General features: G+C 60.7%; 15 protein-coding genes and 1 pseudogene. 7 read left to right on the plus strand and 9 right to left on the minus strand.

The features are described from left to right. Positions 1–155 precede the first annotated feature (155 nt). The 4 genes from J7E24_RS00115 to J7E24_RS00130 all read right to left on the minus strand — a co-directional run bounded on the left by J7E24_RS00115 (position 156) and on the right by J7E24_RS00130 (position 4,255). Positions 156–1,169 carry a sugar phosphate nucleotidyltransferase gene (locus tag J7E24_RS00115; RefSeq protein ID WP_215133878.1) on the minus strand — a complete coding sequence of 338 codons (1,014 nt, stop codon included), beginning with the start codon at positions 1,167–1,169 and terminating at the stop codon, positions 156–158. 130 nt (positions 1,170–1,299) lie between these two features. Further along, entirely contained in the window at positions 1,300–1,734 is a 435-nt protein-coding gene (dut, locus tag J7E24_RS00120) for a dUTP diphosphatase (RefSeq protein ID WP_215133880.1), read from the minus strand. Between the two features lie 98 nt (positions 1,735–1,832). Next, complete coding sequence (locus J7E24_RS00125; RefSeq protein WP_215133882.1) at positions 1,833–3,332, minus strand: polysaccharide biosynthesis C-terminal domain-containing protein; 1,500 nt, start codon at positions 3,330–3,332, stop codon at positions 1,833–1,835. Between the two features lie 131 nt (positions 3,333–3,463). Then, positions 3,464–4,255 carry an enoyl-CoA hydratase-related protein gene (locus tag J7E24_RS00130; protein ID WP_215133884.1) on the minus strand — a complete coding sequence of 264 codons (792 nt, stop codon included), beginning with the start codon at positions 4,253–4,255 and terminating at the stop codon, positions 3,464–3,466. Positions 4,256–4,515: 260 nt separating this feature from the next. Here J7E24_RS00130 and mscL point away from each other — a divergent pair, with 260 nt between their 5' ends. Together mscL and J7E24_RS00140 are read left to right on the plus strand one after the other, a co-directional pair. After that, positions 4,516–4,941 (plus strand): large conductance mechanosensitive channel protein MscL, encoded by a 426-nt coding sequence (gene mscL, locus J7E24_RS00135; RefSeq protein WP_215133886.1) that lies wholly within the window; start codon positions 4,516–4,518, stop codon positions 4,939–4,941. A 173-nt stretch (positions 4,942–5,114) separates the two neighbouring features. Beyond that, positions 5,115–5,594 (plus strand): hypothetical protein, encoded by a 480-nt coding sequence (locus J7E24_RS00140; RefSeq protein ID WP_215133888.1) that lies wholly within the window; start codon positions 5,115–5,117, stop codon positions 5,592–5,594. 224 nt (positions 5,595–5,818) lie between these two features. On the opposite strand, the gene infB is transcribed toward J7E24_RS00140, so the two are convergent. From infB to J7E24_RS00160, 4 genes and pseudogenes are all read right to left on the minus strand, one after another. Beyond that, positions 5,819–8,902, minus strand: a complete 3,084-nt coding sequence (infB, locus tag J7E24_RS00145) for a translation initiation factor IF-2 (protein WP_215133890.1) — start codon at positions 8,900–8,902, stop codon at positions 5,819–5,821. 391 nt (positions 8,903–9,293) lie between these two features. Continuing rightward, a pseudogene (gene nusA, locus J7E24_RS00150) lies at positions 9,294–10,529 on the minus strand (transcription termination factor NusA); the annotation flags it as partial. A 102-nt stretch (positions 10,530–10,631) separates the two neighbouring features. Next, positions 10,632–11,111, minus strand: coding sequence for a ribosome maturation factor RimP (rimP, locus tag J7E24_RS00155; RefSeq protein ID WP_215133894.1), 480 nt, complete (start codon positions 11,109–11,111; stop codon positions 10,632–10,634). A gap of 306 nt (positions 11,112–11,417) precedes the next feature. Then, positions 11,418–14,903: a gliding motility-associated C-terminal domain-containing protein gene (locus J7E24_RS00160; RefSeq protein WP_215133896.1), complete on the minus strand. Its 3,486-nt coding sequence runs from the start codon at positions 14,901–14,903 to the stop codon at positions 11,418–11,420. 353 nt (positions 14,904–15,256) lie between these two features. Here J7E24_RS00160 and J7E24_RS00165 point away from each other — a divergent pair, with 353 nt between their 5' ends. The 4 genes from J7E24_RS00165 to J7E24_RS00180 all read left to right on the plus strand — a co-directional run bounded on the left by J7E24_RS00165 (position 15,257) and on the right by J7E24_RS00180 (position 20,848). Next, complete coding sequence (locus J7E24_RS00165) at positions 15,257–16,381, plus strand: endonuclease/exonuclease/phosphatase family protein (RefSeq protein WP_215133898.1); 1,125 nt, start codon at positions 15,257–15,259, stop codon at positions 16,379–16,381. 317 nt (positions 16,382–16,698) lie between these two features. After that, a complete protein-coding gene (gene cysS / locus J7E24_RS00170) occupies positions 16,699–18,216 on the plus strand; it encodes a cysteine--tRNA ligase (RefSeq protein ID WP_215133900.1) in 1,518 nt (505 codons plus the stop codon). Positions 18,217–18,322: 106 nt separating this feature from the next. Beyond that, the gene (locus J7E24_RS00175) at positions 18,323–19,330 is read left to right on the plus strand and encodes a M28 family peptidase (protein ID WP_215133902.1); all 1,008 of its coding nucleotides are present in this window, start codon (positions 18,323–18,325) and stop codon (positions 19,328–19,330) included. 231 nt (positions 19,331–19,561) lie between these two features. After that, a complete protein-coding gene (locus J7E24_RS00180) occupies positions 19,562–20,848 on the plus strand; it encodes a MutS-related protein (RefSeq protein ID WP_215133904.1) in 1,287 nt (428 codons plus the stop codon). A 122-nt stretch (positions 20,849–20,970) separates the two neighbouring features. Here J7E24_RS00180 and J7E24_RS00185 read toward each other — a convergent pair whose 3' ends face one another. Continuing rightward, a complete protein-coding gene (locus tag J7E24_RS00185; RefSeq protein WP_215133906.1) occupies positions 20,971–21,882 on the minus strand; it encodes an LD-carboxypeptidase in 912 nt (303 codons plus the stop codon). A gap of 168 nt (positions 21,883–22,050) precedes the next feature. On the opposite strand from J7E24_RS00185, the gene J7E24_RS00190 reads away from it, so the two are divergent. Next, entirely contained in the window at positions 22,051–23,187 is a 1,137-nt protein-coding gene (locus J7E24_RS00190) for an alpha/beta hydrolase (protein WP_215133908.1), read from the plus strand. Positions 23,188–23,231: the final 44 nt, after the last annotated feature.

Below are 23,231 nucleotides of genomic sequence, written 5' to 3' on the forward strand. Positions count from 1 at the left end.
AGCGGGAGGCAGCCATAAAACAGTACGTCATCCGGAATGAAACGAATGAGCGGGTGTAAATCCATTGAAACGGTTGCCGCTCAACGGGTTAACGCCTCATTATTCGCCTCGATCCGAATGACGTACTGTTGGATAACAGCAAACGGCGCGAAATATTACAGTCGCATCGTGTTATAGTCGCCCACGCTCAGGTCCAGCGCCTTGCCGCTGAGGGTGGCGTGCGAGCCAAGCATCGAGCCCGCTACGTTGGCGTGCTCAATGGTAGCCGACTGCTGCACAATGCTGTTGGCCACCACCGAACCCGTAATGCGGCTGCCGGCACCAACCGATACGTGCGGGCCAACGACCGAATTGGTAATCGTCACGTTTTCACCCAGGTAAACCGGCTCAATGATAACCGAATTGGTTACCTGCGCTGAGGCAGCCGTGAGCTTCTCGCCGCGCTCCTGCAAAAACTCCAGGTAACGCTGGTTGGTGTACACGGTGGCGTCCTTGTTGCCGCAGTCGAGCCACTCAGTTACGCGGCCGGGCACAAACTGGGTCCCCTTGTTCTTCATGTTTTCAAGGGCATTGGTGAGCTGGTACTCGCCTTTGTCCATGATGTTGTTGTCGAGCAGGTATTGCAGTTCCCGCTTCAGATATTCGCCATCCTTGAAGTAGTAGATACCGATAATAGCCAGGTCCGACACGAACTCCTGGGGCTTTTCCACGAAGTCGGTAATCTGGCCCGCGTCGTCGAGCTTCACCACACCGAACGGCTTGGGGTCTTCCACACTTTGCACCCAAATCGTGCCGTCGACTGACGTATCGAGGGTGAAATCAGCCTTGAACAGCGTATCGGCAAAGGCCACCACTACATGCCCGTCGAGGGCCGACTGGGCGCACAGGATGGCATGGGCGGTACCCAGGGCTTCATCCTGGTAGCAGATGGTGCCCTTGCCGCCTACCGATTCGGCAATTTTGATGAGGTCCTGCTCGACTTCCTTCCCGAAGCTGCGCCCGATGATAAAGGCCACTTCCTCGACCGGCTCGGCGCAGACTTTGGCAATATCCTCCACCAAACGGTGCACAATGGGTTTGCCGGCAATCGGAATCAGGGGCTTCGGAACGGTGAGCGTGTGGGGGCGCATGCGCTTACCCATACCAGCCATCGGGACAATAATTTTCATGCTGAAAAGAATTTTTAATTATGAATTTTTAATTATGAATTTTGAATTGATAATTACGAAATGCAAATCGGTGGTTGAGAGAAAAGCCCAAGTAATACCAATTTATAATTCATAATTAAAAATTCATAATTCAGGCGGAGCCCGTGCTGCCGTAGCCGCCCGTACCACGACCGGTTTCTGATAGGGCCTCGGCCGGCTGCCAGGCGACTACTTCGTGGCGGGCCACCACGAGTTGGGCAATCCGCTCCCCATCCTGTACCACAAACTCCTGGTCCGAGAGGTTAACGAGCAGCACCTGCAGCTCGCCGCGGTAATCGGCATCGATGGTGCCGGGGCTGTTTACGAGGCCGATGCCATGCTTGTAAGCCAACCCACTGCGGGGCCGCACCTGCATCTCATAGCCCACCGGAATTTCTAAAAACAAGCCAGTAGGAATGAGGGCGCGCTGCAAAGGCCCTAACGTAACTGGCGCGTCGAGGTTGGCCCGCACGTCGAGGCCGGCCGCGTGAGCCGTCTGGTACTCGGGCAGCGGGTGGCGCGAGCGGTTGATAACGGGAATCTGCATGGGGCAAAGGTAGGTTTTGAGCCGTAAGCTATCAGCCACAAGCCGCAGATACGTTCAATAAAGCTTGTGGCTGATAGCCGGCAGCTTGCAGCTCCAAACTAAATACTTCGCAGCCGCCGGCCTTCTATAGCGGCCACCAGACCCACGAAACCCAGCGTGAGCAGCGCGTGGAAGCCATAGCGGCCCCAACCTGCCTCTACCGGCACGTACCAGCTGATGGCTACCACGGCCACGGCCACCAGCAGCCACAGCAGCAGGCGGCCCACCGGGTAGGGCACCGGGAAGTGCCGCTCGCCCAGCCACCAGCACAAGGCAGCCATCATAAAATAGCAGGCCAGCGTGGCCAGCGCCGAGCCCATGTAGCCCAGCAGCGGAATCAGCAGGAAGTTGAGGGCAATGGTAAGTACGGCCCCGCCAAAGCTGATGTAGGTGCCGTAGTACGTTTTGTCGGTGAGCTTGAACCACACCGACAGATTCCAGTAAACGCCCAGAAACAGGTTGGCCAGCAGCAACACCGGCACCACGGCCAGCCCCTGCAGGTACTCGCGCCCGTGCAGAAACAGCTTCGCCACCAGATCCAGATTCACGCTCACGCCCACAAACAGCATGGCGCAGCAGAGTGTGAACCACTTGAGTACCAACGCAAACGTGCGGGGCGAGTTCTGGTCGGTGCTCTGGGCGAAGAAGAACGGCTCGGCCGCGTACTTGAAGGCCTGAATGACCAGGCTCATCAGAATACTGAGCTTGTAGCAGGCCCCGTAAATACCCACTGCCGTCAGGCTGCTCTGGCCGGGGTAGAAGTTTTCGGGCAGCCACTTGGGCAACAAAATCCGGTCTAGTGTTTCGTTAACCATGCCCGCCAGGCCCATCAGCATAATGGGGTAGGCGTAGCGCAGCATGGGCCGCAAGGGCTCCAGGTTCAGGCGGAAGCGGAAGTCGGTTAGCTCGCGGCTCAGCAGCAGCAGCGTGAAGGCGCTGGCCGCCGCATTCGAGATAAACACGTAGCCCACGCCAATAGATGGGTCGTAAACAGCCCGCACCAGCGGCTGCAGCGCCGACAGGTATTTACCAGCCAGAATATCGGGGCAGGCCACGATAAAAAACAGGTTCAGCCCCACGTTCAGGCCGATATTGGCCAGCCGGATAGCGGCAAACTTACGCGCCTTGTTTTCCAGGCGAAGCCGGGCAAAGGGCAGAGCCGCCAGCGCATCGAGGCCCAGAATAGCGGCAATCCAGTAGGCGTAGTGCTCGTGACCGGGCGGCAAACCCAGCAGGCCCATCAGCGGGCGGGCCAGCAGCAGCAGCAGCAGCGTAAGCACCACGCTGCTGAGCAGCAGCAGGGTCAAGGACCGGTCGTAGAGTTCCTGCCGGTCGGTGCCCGGGCGGTTGGCAAAGCGGAAATACATGGTTTCCATGCCGTAAGTGAACACTACGTTCAAAAACGACACGTAGGCAAACAGCCCCGTCACGATGCCGTACTCAGCGGCCGCAAACCGCGCAGTATACAAGGGTACCAGCAGAAAGTTGACCACCCGGCCCACAATACTGCTTACGCCATAAATAGCCGTTTGGGAAGCCAGCTTTTTCGCTAAACCCATCTTTTTTAATTCTGAATTCTGAATTTCGGATTATGGATTGTGAGCTAAAGAAGCCTGTAATTTTGGGTCATCGCAGCGGCAGGCGAAATTAGGGTAGCTTCCTCACATTCATAATTCATAATTCGGAATTTCTAATTTCCTGTAAAGGCAGCCGGGCGCTTCTCCAGGAAAGCGGTAGTGCCTTCTTTGAAGTCGTCGGAGGCGAAACAGCGGCCGAAACCCTGGGCTTCGGTCTGGTAGCCGTGGCGCTGCTGGTCGTAGTAGGCATTTACCGAGTCGAGGCACAGGCCCACGGCCAGCGGGGCCTTGCCCAGGATGCGCGCAAGCAGCTGGCGGCTAAAATCGAGCAGTTCGGCCTGGGGTACCACATGGTTGACGAGGCCCAGGCGCAGGGCCTCGTCGGCTTTCACCATGTCGGCCGTCAGCAGCAGCTCAATAGCTTTGCCTTTGCCCACCAACTGGGCCAGGCGCTGGGTGCCGCCATAGCCCGGAATCAGGCCCAGGTTCACCTCGGGCTGGCCGAAGCGGGCGTTTTCGGCGGCTATCCGCATGTGGCAGGCCATAGCCAGTTCGCAGCCGCCGCCCAGCGCAAAGCCGTTTACGGCGGCTACCACAGGCTTGTGGCTTTCTTCTATCCGGCCGAATATCTCCTGGCCCCGCTCCGATGCCTTGCGGGCCGCTACAACATCGAGTTTGGCCAGCTCGGCAATATCGGCTCCGGCTACAAACGCCTTTTCGCCGCTGCCCGTCAGCACAATGCCGCGTACCTGCGCATCGTCCTGGGCCTGCGCGAAGGCACTACCGATATCCTCAATAGTGGCAGCATTCAGGGCGTTAAGCTTGTCGGGGCGGTTGACGGTGATGGTGAGGATACCGGAGGCGGCATCGAGGTCGTAGAGCAGCGTGGCGAAAGAAGCAGGCATACTGGTGGGGTAGGGTGGGAAAAGGTGAACTAGTGCGGGGGCCAAAGATAGAACGAAATGCCGCGCCCCAGTCTGCTCAGCTCACCCGCTATAATAGCCGGCTAAACGCCTGAATGATGGTGTTGGGCGAATTACCGCACCAAGCCAGAGCGTATATAACCACCTTTGACACTACAATTTGACAAATGCCTGTTTAGATATTAAAAGCCCTATATTGGGCTTGCATCTCTCTCTTTCCCTCACTTAAGCTTTTTTCGCGTATGGGTTTTGTTTCCGAATTCAAAGAGTTCATCTCCAAAGGCAATGTGCTCGACTTGGCCGTTGGTGTTATCATTGGCGGCGCTTTTGGCAAAATCGTCACCTCGCTCACCGACGATATCCTGATGCCCATTCTGACGCTGCTCACTGGCGGCCTCGATTTCAAGGAGTGGTATCTCTCGCTCGATGGGAAAACCTACCCTACGCTGGAAGCAGCCAAGGCTGCCCAGGCCGCTACCATCAACTACGGCCTGTTTCTGAATGCCGTAATTACGTTCCTGCTGATGGCGTTTGCCATTTTCTGGCTGGTGAAAATTGCCAACCGCTACAAGAAGCCTCAGGAAGTGGTGGCCGTAGCCGATCCTGTTCCAACAAAAGAGGAAATCCTGCTCACTGAAATCCGTGACGCGCTCCGTAACCGGGCCTAAATCGTAAGGCTCACGCTTACAAAGCCGGTGCTGGCTGCCTTCGGGCTGCCAGCACCGGCTTTGCTACGTCGGGGCAGGTGGTTCATTCGCAACTTTTTGTGCGCTTTGAACTAACTTCGCTGGGTGCCAGTTCGTTTGCTGAATTCTATACTGCCGATCTTTTCGCTGTTTTAATGAACAAATTGCTTTCCCTACTGGCGCTTGCCGCTGTTACCTGGGCAGCTTCCCCCGCCGCCCACGCCCAAACGGCCGTACTCGATGGCCAGACCCGTGAGGAAACTCAGGCCCGACAGGCCACCCAAAAACAGGCCCGTAAGCGTGGCAAAGCCTCGGCCGATGACGTCGCTAATATGCAGCGACGCATGAACATGAACGCCGCGGAAAGCAAGCGCGACCAACAGCTGGAAGTGCTTGATGCCCGCTCGGGCGCAGGCAACTCCAGCCTCAGCCGCGCCGATGGCGGTTACCGCCAGTACGATAGAGGAAGTGGCGGCTTCACGGTGCGTAAGTTCAAAGACAAGCGCGTTGGTGCCAAACCGCCCAAGCGCGGCCAGACTCGCCAAGGTGGGTACGTCAACCCCAAGGGCAAACCCATGACGGATAAGCAAAGGAGCAACCGTAGCCGCAACAAAAAAGGCTTCCTGTTTTTTTAAGCAGCTATACGTGGCATAGAACTATTGAAACTGTGCCTGCCCATAAAGCAGCCGGCCCCTATCCGTTTGATGGATAGGGGCCGGCTGCTTTATGGGCAGGCATAAGAGTGTTTATTGATACTCATTTCCGAACTTCTCCCGAAAACCAATGGCCGCCATCCTGCTTGATAGGATGGCGGCCATTAACTTGTTTAGAAGCAGCGTTCTAACGGCTTTGTAGCTGACTACAGCGTCCGCTTGATTTCCTGCTCTTCGAAGCCTTCGATGTTGTCGCCCTCCTTGAGGTCGTCGAAGTTTTTGAGCGAGATACCGCACTCGTACCCCTGGCGTACTTCCGACACATCGTCTTTGTAGCGCTTGAGGTCCTTGATTTCGCCCGAGTACACCACAATACCGTCGCGCACGAGCCGGACCTTGGTTTTGCGGGTAAATGTACCGTCGGTAACCATGCAGCCACCGATGGCGCCCACCTTGGTGATGTTGAACACTTGGCGGACCTCGGCGTTGGCCACCACTACTTCCTTCACCGTTGGGGCCAGCATACCTTCCATGGCATCCTTCACCTCGTTGATGGCGTTGTAAATGATGGAGTAGAGGCGGATGTCAATCTGCTCCTGCTCGGCCAGCTTGCGGGCACTGATGGAAGGCCGCACCTGGAAGCCGATGATGATGGCGTCGGAGGCCGAAGCCAGCAACACGTCGGATTCGGAAATGGCACCCACGCCTTTGTTGAGGATGTTAATGGCAATTTCCGGGGTGCTGAGCTTGAGCAGCGAGTCGGCCAGTGCTTCCACCGAGCCATCCACGTCGCCCTTTACAATCACGTTCAGCTCCTTAAACGAGCCAATAGCCAGACGGCGACCAATCTCGTCGAGGGTGATGTGCTTCTTGGTGCGCATGCTCTGCTCGCGGGCCAACTGCTGACGCTGGGTGGCCAGTTCGCGGGCTTCGCGCTCGGTTTCCATCACCTGGATTTTGTCGCCGGCCTGGGGTGCGCCCGTCAGACCAAGAACCTGTACCGGCGTGGCCGGACCAGCTTTCTTCATCTTCTTGCCGCGGTGGTCGGTCATGGCCTTCACGCGGCCAAAGTGCGGACCAGCCAGCACGATGTCGCCTACTTCCATGGTGCCCGTCTGCACCAGAATGGTGGTTACGTAGCCGCGGCCCTTGTCAAGCGAGGCTTCGATAACCGTACCCACGGCCTTGCGGTCGGGGTTGGCTTTGAGTTCGAGCAGTTCGGCTTCGAGCAGCACTTTCTCCAGCAAATCATCAATGCCGACACCGGTTTTGGCCGATACTTCCTGGCTTTGGTACTTACCACCCCATTCTTCTACCAGAATGTTCATCACCGACAGCTCCTCGCGCACCTTATCGGCGTTGGCACCGGGCTTGTCGATTTTGTTGAGGGCAATAACGATGGGCACACCAGCCGCCTGCGCGTGGTTGATGGCTTCCCGGGTCTGGGGCATTACCGAGTCGTCGGCCGCTACCACGATGATAGCAATGTCGGTGACTTTGGCACCGCGGGCACGCATGGCGGTAAAGGCTTCGTGACCGGGCGTATCAAGGAACGTTACGCGCTTGTCCGATTTGGTCATCACGTCGTAGGCACCGATGTGCTGAGTGATACCACCGGCTTCGCCTTTGGCTACCGTAGCACTCCGAATGTAGTCAAGCAGCGAGGTTTTGCCGTGGTCGACGTGGCCCATGATGGTCACGATGGGGGCGCGGGGCTGCAGATCAGCCTCATCGTCCTCAATTTCAGTCACGGTTTCCTCTTCTTCAGCCGACAGGAACTCAATATCGTAGCCAAACTCGTCGGCAATTACGGTAATGGCTTCGGCGTCGAGGCGCTGGTTGATGGAAACGAACATGCCCATGTTCAGGCACACCTTAATCACCTCGTTCACCGACACGTCCATGAGCGACGCCAGGTCGTTGGCCGAGATGAATTCGGTTACTTTCAGCGTCTTGGCATCCAGCTCGTTCTGAGCGCGCGTAGCCTCCCGGTCGTCGGCAGCATTGCTACGCTTGTCGCGGCGGTACTTGGCGCGGTTCTGCGACTGACCACGGCCGCCGCTGAGCTTAGCCAGCGTAGCCTTGATCTGCTCCTGAATCTGCTTGTCGTTCTGCTCGGGCGTGAGTGGCGCGGCAGGCTGGCGTGGGGCACCTGTACGGCCACCTGCTCCGCGATTGGCCGCCGGGCCGGTACCCGTTGGGCGGGCACCCTGGCTAGGGCTTACTGGACGAGAGTTACCAGTTCCCCCAGTCTGGCCGGGGCCATTCATCGGGATACGCTGGCGCTTTTTCTTATCGGCGTTCAGACCACTCTTACGCACATCCGACGAAGCTACCGGGCGGGCACCCCGGCCGCCGCGGCGCGACGAGTCGGTGGGCAGCTCAATTTTGCCCAGTACCGTCAGGCCCTTAAGCTGGTCGGCTTTGGCAACGATGGTGTTGTCTTCGGCAGGCGCCTCGGTAGTTGGTGTGGCCGCGGCCGGAGCAGCTGCCGAAGTGCTGGTAGTGGGCTTGGCTTCGGAAGCTGGCTTGGTAGCTTCGGCTGGCTTTTCGGCAGCTTCCGGCGCTTTAGTTTCGGGGGCTTTAGCCTCAGGAGCCTTGGCTTCAGCAGGTGCTTTAGCCGCCTCCGGGGCTTTGGTTTCAGGGGCCTTTACTTCCGGCGCTTTAGCCTCGATAGGGGCTTTGGCTTCAGTTGCCTTTGGCTCGGCTGCTTTAGACGCCGGAGTTGCGGCTTCGGGCGCTTTGGGTTCGGCAGCTGCCGCAGGCTTCTCAGCCTTGGGGCGCACAGGGCGGCCCTTTGCGTCGAGCTCTATTTTACCCAACACCTTCAGGCCAGGCACCCGGGTGGTATCGGCGGTTTCAGAAACGGACGCTGGCTCCGCGGCCGGGGCCGCAGGCTTAGCTGCCACCGGAGCTTCCGGGGCCTTGGGAGGAGTGGCGGGAGCCGGCACAGCGGCAGCAGGAGCGGGCTTGGCGGGAGCCGGCTCGGGCTTGGGCTCAGGAGCCGGAGCGGGCGTCGGCTTGGCAGCCTCGGCCGCACGCGACTGAGCCGCAGCAGCTTCTAATTCGCTCTGGCGCTTGGCCTGGCTGACTTTCTCGGCTTCCTTCTTGTCCTGCACCGACGAAGCAAAGGCCTTGTTGAGCTGGCTTACCTGCTCGGCCGTTAGCTTGGTCGTTGGTTTGTTTTCGATGGAATGCCCTTTTTCCGTCAGGTAGTCCACAATCGTGGAGATGCCAACGTTCAGGTCTTTGGCCGCCTGATTTAGCCGTTTAGTTGATGCTTCCGCCATTCTGTGCTCGCGAACGATGCTCTTATTCAGTTGCAAAGGTACTACATTAAATCTTGCCGGGCGACGCTGAAATCAAGCCACCCGGCCTGATTTCAGCGTCCTTGCCGTACCGGCCGCCGCGCACTCATTGCGCGGCGCCGGAATTTGGTGAATCGTCTTTCTTAAGCGGCTCCGAATCCGGGGCAGCGGCCGTTTCCGGCTGCGCTGCGGGGACTTCGGTGGCCGAAGGCTCATTGCCTGTTGCATCGCCCGCGTCGTCGTTGCTGACGATGTTGGCTACTGCGTCGGTGTTGCTAACGTCCTCGGTACCGTTGCCGGTAGCTGCCGCTTCGTCGTTGCCTGCCTCCTCGTCGTCAGCAAAACGGGGCTTGGGAGTAGCTTCCGCCTCGTCCTCAAACTCGTTGCGGATAACACGGAACAACTCCTCTACAGTTTCCTCTTCCAGCTCGGTGCGGCGTACAATGTCCTCTTTATTTACAGCCAGTACGGCGCGGCCGGTATCGAGGCCAATTTTCTTCAGCTCGTCGATAATCCAAGCCTCCACTTCGTCGCTGAACTCGTCGAGGGCAATGTCCTCTTCGAAGTCGCCCGCGTCGCGGAACACGTCGATTTCCATGCCCACCAGCCGCGAGGCCAGCTTGATGTTGGCACCACCGCGACCAATAGCCAGGCTTACTTGGTCGGGCCGCAGAAACACCGATACGCGGCCGGTCTGCTCGTTGATTTTCATCGACGTGAGCTTGGCCGGCGACAAAGCCCGGGCGATGTACAGCTCCAGGTTGTCGGTGTAGTTGATGATGTCGATGTTCTCGTTTTCGAGCTCGCGCACTACAGCATGAATCCGCGAACCTTTCATGCCTACACAGGCACCTACCGGGTCGATACGCTCGTCATAGCTTTCTACGGCCACTTTGGCCCGCTCGCCGGGTTCGCGCACGATGTTTTTGATGGTGATGAGGCCGTCGAAAATCTCGGGTACCTCCTGTTCCATCAGGCGCTCGAGGAAGGCCGGCGCGGCGCGCGACAGGATGATTTTGGGTGTGCCGTTGAGCACGTCTACGCGGTGTACCACGGCGCGGATGTTGTCGCCCTTGCGGTAGCGGTCCTTCGGAATCTGCTCGCCTTTAGGCAGGCTCAATTCGTTGTCGTCCTTGTCGAGTATGAGCGCCTCGCGGCCCCACACCTGGTATACTTCGCCTACTACAATTTCGCCTACCTGGTCCTTATAGGCCTGGTAAAGGTTGTCGCGCTCCAGATCTTTCACGCGCTGAATCAGCGTCTGGCGGGCCATGAGCACGGCGCGACGACCGAAGTCTTCGAGCTTCACTTCCTCGGCTACTTCCTCACCTACCTCAAAGTCAGGCTCAATCTTCTGGGCCTCAGCCAGCGGAATCTTGTCGAAGTCCCAGATATCCTCCGAGTTATCGTCCACGATTTCGCGGTTACGCCAGATTTCCAAGTCGCCCTGGTCCACGTTGAGGATGACGTCGAAGTTGGAGTCGTCGTCGTACTTTTTGCGAATCATCGTGCGGAACACTTCCTCCAGGATGCTCATCATGGTGGGCCGGTCGATGTTTTTCGAGCGGGCGAATTCGGCAAACGATTCAATCAGGACGCTGCTGTTCATGTCTTTTGAGCTTCAGGTTTCAAGCTCCAAGCGGCAAGCTGCTCGGCAGGCTTGAAAATGAATAAATAAAAGGCTTGCGGCTGGTAGCTTACAGCTTGCCGCTTATTTAAACGAGATAACCACCACAGCCTCCGTAATATCCTGGAAGGGTACGGTAACGGCAGGCAGCATTTTCTCTTTGTGCTTTTCTTTCAGGATTTCGGCCAGCTCAATACTACCTCCTTCAGGCGAAATGGCTTCGAGCTTGCCGGTTTTTTCGGTGCCGTCCTGTAGTTTCAGATGCAGGGTACGGCCCACGTGGCGCACGTACTGGCGCGGGTCGCGCAGGGGCTGGTCGGCACCGGGCGAGGTTACTTCGAGCGTGTAGCTCAGCTCGTCGCCGTAATGCTCCTCGATGCGGCGGGCCAGCCGGCGGCTCACCTGGGCGCACTCATCAATGCCCAGGCCCTGCTCGCCATCAAGCGTAACGGTTACTTTGGGCCGAACGGAATCCGAAACGGTCAAATCTACCGCAAACAGGGTGCCTTCGAGAGGCAGGCTGTCGCGCAGCATTTCCAGTAGCAGGTTACGGTCGAGGGACATAGGCAGCGGGCTCTGGTAAGGGCAGGAAAAAGAAAGAGGGGACGATACGTCCCCTCTGGTCTTGCGTCAACTTGTGGGGCAAAGGTACAAAAAGAAAGTGCCGTAATCAAGCCGCGAGAAGTGAGTACAGAGAAGTGTGAGGTGAGAGGAACGTCATTCTGAGCGCAGCCGAAGAATCTCTACCGCTTCGTTGCGGCCGAGGGGGTTAGTATTTCGGTAGAGATTCTTCGACTACGCCTCCGGCTGCGCTCAGAATGACGTTCCTCTACTAACCACTAACCACTAACCACTAACCAGACTATTGGACTATCGGACTACCGTCAGCCAACCTTTGGCGGTGCGGCCGTCGGCATCTTTCAACTGGTAGTAGTACAGCCCATCGGATAGCCCCGTAGCCTGCCAATCGTTGCGGTAATCGGCCGTTTCGTACACCTTGCTGCCCCAGCGGTTGTACAGGCTGAGCTGGGTGGTACGGCAGCTGAAATACGGAATGAAGGTCTGGTTTTGCTGGTCGCGGTTGGGGGTGATGATGTTGGGCACGAAGGTGCGGTTGACGATAACCGGCGCGAAGCTGGTTTCGACCACGCAATTGGCGTAGCGGGCCACCAAGCGCACGTTGTACCGGCCAGGCTGCGTGAATACATGCTCGGGGTTTTCTTCGGTCGAGCGGGGGCTGCCGTCGCCGAAGTCCCATTCGTAGGTGCCGCCCGTGAGTACCGGCTTCATGGAAAGGGTGAGCGGGGCCAAGCCGGTAAACTCCGGAAACTGTTCGCACACCGGCACCTGCAGTGGCGCGTTGGTGGTGGGCGAAGGCGCCAGCAGCACCCGCCGGGTAGCTGTAACAGCGCAGCCGTTCTCGTTCACGGTATACGTAAGCGTGAAAATGCCACCCAGCAGGCGGGTATTGGGCGGCGTGAACAGGCCAGTGGATGTAACACCGGGGCCGCTCCAAGTGCCGCCGGCAGGGCTTGCGCCGGTTAGCTGCACGGGTGCGGTTTCATAGGCGCACAGCGTCAGGTCGGGGCCGGCCTGGGGCGTGGGCGGGGCGTTTACGGTAACGGTGGTACTGGCTACGCCGCAGGCCAGCGTGTCGCTTATCGAGTAAGTGAGCGTGAACGTGCCCGGCCCCGACAGGCGCGGATCGAAGGTGGTTCCGCTCAGGCCCCGCGGACCGCTCCAGGTGCCGCCGGTGGGCGTGGCCTGCAGCGTTATCGGGCTGGCGTTGGCGCACAGGTTGGCCACCGGGGAAATGGTTACGGGCGAGGGTTTGGCTACAATGAGGGCCATGGGGCGGGTGCTCACGCATACGCCGGTGGCCTTTACTGAGTACTGAAGCACATTGCGGCCCACCAGCTCGGGCGTGGGCCGGAACTCGTAGCGCCCATCGGGGCGGCGCACCACGCCGGGGCCGCTCCAGGTGCCGCCCGCCGGCTGCCCGCCCAGCAGCACCGGCCCGTCGGTGGCGCAGGCGTAGCGGGTGGCGCCGGGGTCGGCCGTGATGATGTCGAAGTTGATGGCAAAAGCGGCGTTGTTGCAGTTGGTGCTGCCGTTGCGGGTGTTATAAAAGCTGGCCCCTGGCGGCCGTGGGAAGCCCTGGGTGCCGCCGCAGCCGCCGCACACGGCCTGGTACACCACACCCTTTTTACTGAAGCGGGAAGTGCCGCCGTCCACGTGTTCGCCTCGGCCCCCTTGCTCACCATAAAACGTAGCGTACTCGAGGCCAGTGAGGCCGGCCGCAAACTCGGCCAGGTAGAAGTCGTTGCCGTCGGTGGTTTTTTGCACGGCGTCGGGCGTAACGGGCAGGTTGCGGGTGCTGCCTGTGCTGTAGCCCTGGTTGGTGGCGCCGCCCCAGCCGCTCACGTACACCCGCTCGCAGTCATCCACCAAAAAGGCCGTGGGCGAAAACTCGTGCTGCGACTGGGCCGAGCCGAACGTGGTGCTGAACATGGTGTTGCTGAGCGTGGCATCGAGCTTATGGATGAACTGCCGGGCACCGGGCGTACCGTAGAGGCCGGCCGTTTTGGGGTAGGCATTCGAGTTGGTCTGGCCCAGCACGTACACGTCGCCGCTGTTATCGAGCTGCACGAAAAAGGCCAGGTCGTCGGCCGAGGTGCCCAGGTAGGTGCCGTGGCGCAGGGTGCCGGCATCGGCATCCAGGCCCAGCACAAACCCCTCGCGCCCGCCCGCCGACTGCGGGTGCAGGCTGCCGGCTACCGTGGGGAAACCCGTGCCGGTAGTGGCGCCGCCCACATAGAGCGTGCGCCCGGCCGAAAGCTGGAGCGAGAAGGCCGCGTCGGTGCCGGTGCCGCCCAGGTAGGTGCTCCAGTTCAGGCGGTCGAGCAGGCGGGGCAGTTGGCAGACTACTGCGTCGGTGGCGCCGCGCAAATTTCTCTGCAGGGCTCCGGCCATCGGAAAGTTGGGGCTGTTGGTGGTAGAGGCGATGTACACGTTGTTGGCACCGTCAGTCAGCACGTCGCCCCGAAACTGGTCGCCATAGTTATTGGCCAGGCCCAGGTTGAGGCCGTCGTTGGCCGAGCCGCCCAGGTAGGTGGCGGCTACCAGCTTGCTGCCATCGGGGCTAAGTGTGGCCACGAACAGGTCGGAGCCATCGGAGTAGCCCATTGGGTCGAGTGGTGAGCCACCAAACGGATTTACCGGCTGCCCGCCCCGGAAGGTGCGCTGTGCTGCTGCGGTACCCACGGGGAAGTTATCCGAGCTGGTGGTGCCCAGCATCACCAGCTCATCGCGGCCATTCACTACCAGGCTGTGGGGCGCATCGGTGCGGCTTCCGCCCAGGTAGGTGGCATACAGACGGGCCGCCGCACCACTGGAGGTTACCTTGTATTTGATAATGGCCACATCGGCCATGCCGGCAAAGCTGGTCTGGAACGCGCCCGGCGAAGTGGGGTAGCCCGGCCCGAATGCTACGCCGCCCGAGTACATGTTGCCCTGCGCATCGTGGGTGGCCGTAAAGCCCCAGTTATCAGCCAGCGAGCCGGTAAACGACGAAAACAACACCGTCGGGTCGATAATCAGCGGCAGCTTGGCATCGTAGGCACCCAGGCGAAACCGCACCGTGTTGCCCTGCAGCTCGAAGCGGCAGCTCACTGGCAACCGCCGGCCCGCGGCCGTAGTCTGCCAGGCCAGCGGAGCCTGCTCGACTACGGTGCCCACGCTGGTTTCAATCAGCAGCTGGCCCTCGGCCGAGAGGCGCACGGCGTCGGGCCCGGCGTAGCGCAGCCGGATGTTGTCGGGCTTCGCGCCGGGGGCCAGTTCGAAGTCGTATTCAAGGTTTTGGCCGGCGTTTTCGTACACCCGCACATCGATGCCGGGGTACACGGCCTGGTAGCGCACCTGTCGGTAGCCAGTTACGCCGCTGGCCCACTCGCGCGGGTTGCTGCCCACAAAATAGTTGCGCTTACCACTGGTAGCCTGTTCGGGCAGCAAGGCGGCCCGGGCATTGCCGCCCTCAAACGACACTGTGTAGGCATGGCCGCGCGCCTCGGTAGGAGCGGGCGCCGCCGAACGGGGCGGCGTATTATCATCTCCGTGCCGATGATTTAGCTGGGCGAAGGTGGCCGCGCTCAGAAACGAATAAGTGAAACCGGTGGGCGTGAGGTAGAGCCGCCCGCCGGGCAGCTCGGCCTGGTAGCGCACCGCCTTGGGCCACTGGCCCTTGTTCTCAACGAATTCCAGCGTTTTTTCGGGCCCTGGGGCGGCTGCGGGGCGCGAGGCGGCAGCCAACGATAAAGGCAATAGCAAGCACAGCCAAAGCGGTAGTAGTCTACTCATATAAAGAGGGATAGAATGCCCGGGAAAGATACGCAACCGGCCGCGTAAAACCCGAGTTACCGGGCAGTGAGCAGAAGCGGGCAGCTCCAGCGTGGCCTGTACGCGGGCCGGGTTGGGGTAGAGCACCAACTGGCCCGCCCTGACTGCCGCTGCCGCGCTGGTAGCAAGCACCGGCGTTTGGGCCCGGCTTGGCCGCGGAAAGCCGCAGAACAGGCCATAGAGTAATGGGTTGCGCGCAAAGCAAGCAGAAAAGGGTGGCTGATGGCCCGCAATATCTGCAACGGCAGCCGTAACTCCCGGGCCGGAAGCGCTACCTTTACTCATCTGCTTCCGGTTGATAGAAAAAGGAATTCGTGCGTCGTTCGTTTGCTTTTAAGTGCACTTTGCTGGTGATGGGATGGGTGCTGGTGGGCATTGCCTGCGAGCAGATACCCGCGTACACGTTCTGGCCGGCTATTTTTGGGGCCCTTACGCTGCCCGTGGCCCTGGGCCTGAACCTGCTGGCGGCCGGCTACTGGCTGCTGCGGCGCTGGCCGGTGGCGCTGCTGCCGCTGGCGCTGGCGGTGCTCACGTGGCCCCACTTCCAGCGTGGGCTGGCCCTGCACCCGCTACGCCTGACCACGGCCGCCGAGCCGGCCACGGCCGGCCCGGTAGTGCAGGTGCTGTCGGCCAATGTGCGCATCTTCAACGTGTATCCGCAGCTGCGCAACGATGGGCTGCAGTCATCTAAAGAGATGGTGCGCTGGCTGGCCGAAAGCAAGGCCGACGTGCTGTGCCTGCAGGAGTTCTACAACGAGCCGACCGGCACTAAATCGGCCGACGGCAACGTGTTCCGGACCGTGGACAAAATTGGCCGGCAGGCGGGGCGCGAGTCGTTTCTGTCGAAAACCCTGACCAACAGCGCCGGGGCCGAGTTCGGCATGGCCATCTTCTCGCGCCACCCCATCGTCAACAAAGGCACCATTCAGTTCGGCAAGCTCACCCAGAACCACGGCATGTGGGCCGATCTGCGCCTACCCAGCAACGATACCATCCGGATCTACAGCTTCCATCTGCAGAGCATGAGTATGGATGAACGGGACATCGTGGACAGCTATTCCAGTAAATCGGGCCTGAAAAAGAAGGGGCTGGGGCTGCTGCGCCGCTTCAAGCGCGGGGCCGTGCTGCGGCATGCCCAGATTGATACGCTGGTGGCGCGATTTGCCAAATGCCCGTACCCCATCCTGCTTTGCGCCGACCTCAACGATGTGCCCTACAGCTACAGCTACGACCAGCTGGCCGACGGCTTTCAGAACGCCTGGACCAGCGTAGGCAACGGCGTGGGCAGCACCTACAACGGCCGGATTCCCTTTCTGCGCATCGACAACCAGTTTGCCGGCCCGCGCTGGCTGGTGCGCGACTTCTGGGTGAACTACGAAATTCCCTACTCCGACCATTACCCCACAACGGCCACCTACCAGTTGAAATCAAAGCAGTAGCGACAGTCCATCAGCCGCGCTACGAAGGCACCCTGTCTGAATGATTTTATACTCGTTCTTACGCCTTATAAACTGCCGTTTGAACTTTATAGACTGGTGATGCAGGGTTTTGTGCCGTTTGAGTTGGTGTTTAGACTTTGTTCATCATAATTCGGGCGTAAATCCCACGTTATCCCGTTTCCTCTACACTCTGCGAAACTGCCGTTACTTTTGCACTGCACATGCTCTCCCGAAGATTCCTTCCTGTAATAAGTGAAGTTGTCTGGCCACCAAACCGAAAGCTACCAGCTAAAAGCTAGTAGCTAATAGCCCAAAAAATGACCCAGCCCCTCTCGCTCTACAACACGCTCACCCGCCAGAAAGCTCTTTTTGAGCCCCTAAACGCCCCTTTTGTGGGCGTGTACCTGTGTGGGCCTACGGTGTACAGTGAGGCCCACGTGGGCAACGCCCGCGGCCCGGTGGTTTTCGATGTGCTTACGCGCTACCTGCGCCACCTGGAGTACAAGGTGCGCTACGTGCGCAACATCACCGATGTAGGCCACCTGGTAGATGACGCCGACGAGGGCGAGGACAAAATTGGCCGCATTGCCCGCGCCCGGCAGGTAGAACCCATGGAGGTAGCCGAGGGCTACACCAACTTATACCAGGCCCACATGCTGGCCCTGGGCTGCCTGCCGCCCGACATTACGCCCCGCGCCAGCGGCCACATCATCGAGCAGATTGAGATGGTGCAGCAGATCATGGCCAACGGTTTCGCTTACGAATCCAATGGCTCGGTGTACTTTGATGTGCCCGCTTACAATGCCGCCGGCCGCGCGTATGGCAAGCTCTCGAACCGGGTGGTGGAGGAACTGCTGGCCGGCTCGCGCGACAACCTCACGGGCCAGGACGAGAAGCGCAGCCCCCTCGATTTCGCGCTCTGGAAACGGGCCGATGAGCGCCACCTCATGCGCTGGCCCTCGCCTTTTGGGGAAGCACCCGGTGAAGGGTTCCCCGGCTGGCACCTGGAGTGCTCGGCCATGAGCCGCAAGTACCTCGGCGCCGAGTTCGACATTCATGGCGGCGGGCTGGACCTTATGTTTCCGCACCACGAATGCGAAATTGCCCAGAGCCAGGCCTGCGAGCATCCCACCAACGAGGCTCGGGTGTGGATGCACAACAACATGATTACCATCAACGGCCAGAAGATGAGCAAGGCCTTGGGCAACTTCATCACCATCAGCCAGCTGTTTAGCGGTGAAAATGAGGTGCTGACCCAGAGCTACTCGCCCATGACGGCGCGCTTTTTCCTGCTCCAGGCCCACTACCGCAGCCCCGTTGATATTACCGATGAGGGCCTGCTGGCCGCGGGCAAAGGCTACCGCAAACTGATGAACGGCCTGCGCCTGCTCGATAAGCTGCAACTGCCCGAGGGTACCGAAGCCGCCGCCGACACCAGCGCCACCGACGCCGAGCTGCGCAAGCTGGCCGCCGACTGCTTCGCGGGCCTCAACGACGACCTGAACACGGCCCGCACCATTGCCAGCCTGTTCAACCTGCTGCGCAAGCTCAACGGCTACGCCGCCAAACCCGATACGCTGGCCCAGGTGAGCCCCGAAGTCCTGGCCGAAGCTACCGCCACCTACCGCACGCTGGTGCAGGACGTGCTGGGCCTGCGCGACGAGCCTCGCGCCCGCGCCGAAGACCTGCTGGGCCTCACGCTGCACTTCTACCAGGAAGCCAAAGCCGCCAAAGACTACGGTAAAGTCGATGAAATCCGGGCCGCGCTCAAGCAGCAGGGTATTGTAGTGAAGGACTCCAAAACCGGCATCGACTGGGCCTATAGCGAAGAATAGAAAAATTCGAGCCGCAAGCTGTAAGCTACAAGCGGCAAGCTGACGTTCAACAATAGCTTACGGCTTGCCGCTTGTCGCTTGCCGCTCATCCGAAGCGTTTTTATTCATGAAATATATCCTCCGACTTGCCCCGGCCGCGCTGGTGGGCCTACTGCTGCTCACTGGCTGCCCCGGCAAAAAAGACACCGCCGACACTACGGCCGCCGAGGCCGCACTGCCCAAAACCCCCGCTTTCAACGCCGATTCGGCCTATGCCTACACCGCCCGGCAGGTAGCGTTTGGGCCGCGGGTGCCCAACACGCCCGCCCACGTAAAAACCGGCGACTGGATAGTTGGGCAGTTCAAGCAGTATGGCCTGGCAGTGCAGGAGCAGCCTTTCGAAGCCAAGGCTTTCGATGGTAACATCCTTAAATCGCGCAATATTATTGCCCGTTTCAACCCCAGCGCCCCGCGTCGGGTGGCCGTATTTGCCCACTGGGATACCCGCCCCTTCGCTGACAAGGATACGGAGAACAAGAATGCCCCCCTCGACGGTGCCTCCGACGGCGCCAGCGGCGTAGCCGTGGCCCTGGAGCTGGCCCGCGTGCTGGCCGCCCAGCCCGACAGCCTGGCCCCCGGCGTGGGCGTCGATTTCATCTTGTTTGATTCGGAAGATTACGGCTATGACGGCGTAACTCAGTCTGATAAAACGAACCTGCTTAATGGCCAGGATACCTGGTGCCTGGGCTCGCAGTATTGGGCTAAAAACATGGTGCCGGCCAACTACAAGCCCAACTTCGGCATCCTACTGGATATGGTAGGTGCCCAGGGCGCGAAGTTCGGCCGCGAGGGTCTCTCGCGCGAGAAGGCGCCCGATGTAGTAGAGAAAGTCTGGAATACAGGCTCTCAGCTAGGCTTTTCCGACTTTTTCCTGTACGCCGATGTGCCCCAGGTCAGCGACGACCACGTGTATACCAACCAGGCCGGCGTGCGCACCATTGATGTCATCGACTTCCTGCCCAGCGGCGAGTTTCGGCCCTACCACCACACCACCCAGGACAATATGAGCGTGATAGACCGGCGGACCCTGAAGGCGGTGGGCCAGACGGTGCTGACGGTAATTTATGGCGAGTAGGTTCTGTTGAACTGATAGCTGCCAGCGGTTAGCCGTTGGCTTTCGTTCAAGTGATAATATTACACAGAGGATAAGGCCGTTTGCGCTACTGGCGAAGGTTCGAAACCTGTTTTTCAATCAGCACGCTCCGGCAACGTAAGATGCCGGAGCGTGCTGCGTTATGGCTGGTTCAAAGTCCTTTCATTACGTGCGCGATTTGTGGCCCAGAACAAAGCTGACAGCTTGAGAACAATGCTCCTCGTCGACGACCTGCGGCTTGAGGCCGACATTCTGCCGCTGTTCAACTTCACGCATTGTCACGCAGCGGAAGCGGCCGTGCGTGGGCTGCTCCGCGAGCTACCGGCCAGCACGGAGTTGGTGTTACAGAAACAAACCGTGTTTCGGGCGCTGCTGGCGCAGTGGGACGTCATCGGCGAGTTCAGCTACTCGCGCATTCAGCTGGCCGAGGTGCAACGGTTTCTGTACGAGGTAGTGAGCGGGCAGCTGGCGCTGGAAGCCAACCGGGTGCGGCTGGCGGTGCGGCTGCTGGTATCGGAAGAAACGCGCTACCGTACCCGCGCCCGCTACGTGCAGGCCATTCAGTTTCTGCAGCGGCTGGAGCAGCACTATTTCCGCCGCCTGGAGCCGGCCGGGCTACCGCCCTTCGCCCGGGCCCGCCTCGCCACCATCACCCGGTTTCTGGAGCGCTTCAGCCTGAACTCGGCCGCCGAAGCCGTGGCCCAGGACCAGTTTTCGGCCGCCCGCATGGTGGACTTTGCCCGGCAGCTGCATGCGGTGAGCGAGGAGGAGCTGGCCGCGTTCTGGGCCGCGTTTTTCTGGCTGGAAGCCTGCTGGTCGGTTTCTAAGGGCTTACAGGAGCAGGGCTTTGTGTTTCCCGGGTTTCAGCCGGCGGGCCTGCACCTCACCGATTTCTACCACCCGCTGCTGGCTGCCCCGGTGAAAAACTCGCTCGACCTCGACCCCGCCGACAACGTGCTGCTACTAACCGGGCCAAATATGTCGGGCAAATCGACGCTGCTTAAGGCGCTGGGACTGTGCGTGTACCTGGCCCACGCGGGCCTGGGCGTGCCGGCCGCCGCGGCCCGGCTGCCGTTCTACTCGTCCATCGTGGTGGCCATCAACCTGGCCGACAGCCTCAGCGGCGGCTACAGCCACTTCCTGGCCGAAATCCGCAACCTGAAGGCCGTGCTGGAAGCTGCCCAAGGGCCGGGTCGCGTGTTTGCCGTGTTCGACGAGCTGTTCCGGGGCACCAACGTGGACGACGCCCTCGACATCACCCGCGCCACCGTGGCCGGACTGGCGGCTTTCCCCGAGTCGTGCTTTCTGATTTCTACTCACCTGCTGCAACTCGAAAGCCAGCTGCCCGCCCAGCCCGGCCGCCGCACCTTCTGCATCGAGTGCCGCCTGCACGAGGGCCTGCCGGTGTTTTCCTACCGCCTGCAGCCCGGCTGGTCGCAGCTGAAAATCGGCCGGATTCTGTTTGACAAGGAAGGCCTGCCGGAGCTGCTGAAAGGATAGGAACTGAAAAAGGCCTGTCATTCTGAGCGGAGCGAAGAATCTCGCGTGCCACAGTAATTCCTAACGATAGGGTTACCACTGCAGGCGAGATTCTTCGCTCCGCTCAGAATGACAAGCCTTTTTCAGTCATTGATTCCCACCAAACTCGCCCCGGCCTCGTTCACCGTCAGCCGCACCGGCTGGCCTACTATTAACGCCAGATTGCGTGGCTCGTGGCCGACGGGAAAGCCGTGCGCTACCGGGAAATCGTACTTGGCGGCGTAGTGGTTGATGATTTCGTTGGGCGTGCGGCCGAATGGGATGGTGTTGTCCTGGGGATTGGTGAAATGGCCCACTACCAGCCCGGCCAGCCCGGCCAGCTTGCCGGTACGGTCGAGGTGCACCAGCATGCGGTCGATGGCGTAGAGGTACTCGTCGATGTCTTCCAGAAACAGAATACGGCCCCGCGTAGCTACGTCGGAGGAAGTGCCAGTGAGGGTTTGCAGGATACTTAGGTTGCCGCCCACCAGCTCGCCGGTAGCCGTGCCGAAGCGGTTGAGCGGGTGGGCCGGCACCACATATTCCAGCGCCTCGCCAAACAGCGCCCGCCGCAGGCTCTCCAACGATTCGGCCCCGCCTTCCTGATGGAACAGCAGCGGCATCACACCGTGGATGCTCTGGAAGCCGCGGGCCAGCAGGTGGCAGTTGAGCGTGGTGATGTCGGAGAAGCCGGCCACCCATTTGGGCGCTTGGGCAAACTGCGTGAAGTCGAGCCCGTCGATGATGCGGGTGGTGCCATAGCCGCCGCGGGCGCAGAAAACAGCCCGGATATTGGGGTCGTCAAGCTGCTGCTGGAGGTCCTGGCGCCGCACTTCATCAGCGCCGCCGAACTGGTGCTCCGTTACGTTGGTACTGGCACCCAGCCGCACGCGCAGGCCCCAGCTTTCGAGCGTGGCCACGGCGGCGGCCAGTTCGGCGTGCGAGGCCGCCCGGGCGGGGCAGACGATGGCCACCAGGTCGTGGGGGCGGAGCGGGGGCGGGGTGATGGTAGGCATGGGGGCAAAAGTAGCTGGTGAAAGAACGTCATTCAGAGCGGAGCGAAGAATCTCGGGTGCTGACGTTGGATTATTCGTTGCAACGTCAGCACGCGAGATTCTTCGCTCCGCTCTGAATGACGTTCTTTCACCAACAACCAAACTCCCTCCCTTCCACGTTACCCACCCGTGCGCTTACTTCTCCTGTTCTTCCTCTTGATTGGCCTGACGGCCCCAACCCTACACGCCCAGTCGGCCCCGCCTGATACCACCAAAGGCCGCTACCACCGTCCGTTGTTTGGCCAGGTGAAGGTGCGGCGCAATGTGGAATTTGCCCGCGTAACCGGCCTGCTGGGGCAGACCCAGCCGCTCTACCTCGATTTCTACGAGCCCAGCGGCGACACCGTGCGCCGCCGGCCGCTGGTGCTGCTGGCCCATGAGGGCGCCTTCGTTACCGGCACCCGCGACGATGTGGTGATGACCGAGCTATGCACCCGCCTGGCCCGCCTCGGCTACACGGCCGCCAGTATCGATTACCGGCTGCTGTTCTTCCCGTTCGACAGCGTAGGCATCGGTCGGGCCGCCATCCGCGCCACTCAGGACATGCGGGCCGCCGTGCGCTTTTTCCGGCACGATGCCGCCACGGCCCGGAAGTTTAAGGTGGATGCGCGCTACATTTTCGTGGGCGGCTCGTCGGCCGGGGCCTTTATGGCGCTGCAAACCGCTTACCTCGACAAAGCCGCCGAAGTGCCCGCCTACCTGAATCTGGCGGCCCTTGGTGGCCTCGAAGGCAGCGGCGGCCACGCCGGGTACAGCAGCCGCCCGCGGGGCGTCATCAACCTGTGCGGCGCGCTGGCCCGGGCCGAGTGGCTGCAGACCGGCGACGTGCCGCTGCTCAGCATCCACGGCACCCGCGACGGTATCGTGCCCTACGGCCGGGGCCTGATTGGTGGGCCGCTGCCGGCCCAGGTAGTAGCGGGCAGCGCCGTGCTGCGCCGCCGCGCCCAGGCCGTGGGCGTGCCCAACGTGCTGCGCCCGTTGCGCGGCGCCGGCCACGTCCCGTATTCCTTCGAGCCCACGTACATTGATTCGGTTTTCGTGCCCATGCGCGACTTCCTACGGCCGCTGCTCGGAACCGGCGCGCCCGGCCCGCTGCTCGCCGCCGCCCTCAATCCGCGCCGCACGGCCGTAGCCACGGCCGCGCTGCTGCCGCGCCGGGTGCCGCTAACCGTAGCCGCGGCCGATTCGGTAGGTGCCGCGCCGCCGGAAAGCCTGCCGCCGGCCGCAGCTTCGACGGAAGAGGCGGCAGTCGATGCGCCGGAATAGCTTGGCAAACCATCAGGCACCTTAGAAAAGGCAGTAGTAGCAGA

The sequence above is a fragment of the Hymenobacter sp. ISL-91 genome (genome assembly GCF_018613725.1).
Lineage (GTDB): Bacteria > Bacteroidota > Bacteroidia > Cytophagales > Hymenobacteraceae > Hymenobacter.